At 64.4% G+C, this 587-nt stretch carries 1 protein-coding gene; it reads right to left on the reverse strand.

Features of this window, described 5'->3' with window-relative positions; genetic code table 11:
- On the reverse strand, positions 1 to 236 hold a 236-nt coding region (locus IMZ11_RS43430), incomplete at its 3' end, for a hypothetical protein (protein ID WP_228649517.1).
- Positions 237 to 587: the final 351 nt, after the last annotated feature.

Here is a 587-nt window from a genome sequence, read left to right on the forward strand (position 1 = left end):
GTGCCGGGTTTCTCGTCAGCAAGCATCTCGGTGATGGAGTCAGCCAGGCCGGCGAGTGCGTCTGCGTCGATGTATCGGCGGGCTGAGGCGGTGGAGATTTGCAGGGCCGCGGCGAGGGCGTCGACTCGGTCGTTGACGAGTGTTGCCGCGGCGTCGGTGGACATGAAGAGGCCACGTTCGTTGAGGTTGATGCAGAGCTGCTCGGCGCGGCTGTCAACCCATCTTTGTCGCGCCACGGCTACCCCTTGTATTTCTCGGAGGTGGCCGGCCCGACGGATTGCGATCGTCCATGCCGGGGAGGTGGCGGTGGAGTGTCGTGAACCCATTGGGCCACGGCTTGCGGATCGTCCCATTCGACGTCGGACACCTGGAGTCCGGCGGTGGTTGCACCGAGGACGGGGCCGTCGAGAATTGCGCACCGCACGCCTGGCTGCCCTGGGATGGCGTCTCGTTGGCGCGTCCGGATAGCTACTCGATGGCCGCGGAGTGGTGCGTCAGGGTTGCTTATTACTGTGCCCTCCAACGATTTCATCGTGTGCGACTCCTCTTGATGCGTTCGCGGATCGCGGATCGCAGTGGTAGGTGCA

Source organism: Microtetraspora sp. AC03309 (assembly GCF_020826795.1).
Taxonomy (GTDB): domain Bacteria; phylum Actinomycetota; class Actinomycetes; order Streptosporangiales; family Streptosporangiaceae; genus Microtetraspora; species Microtetraspora glauca.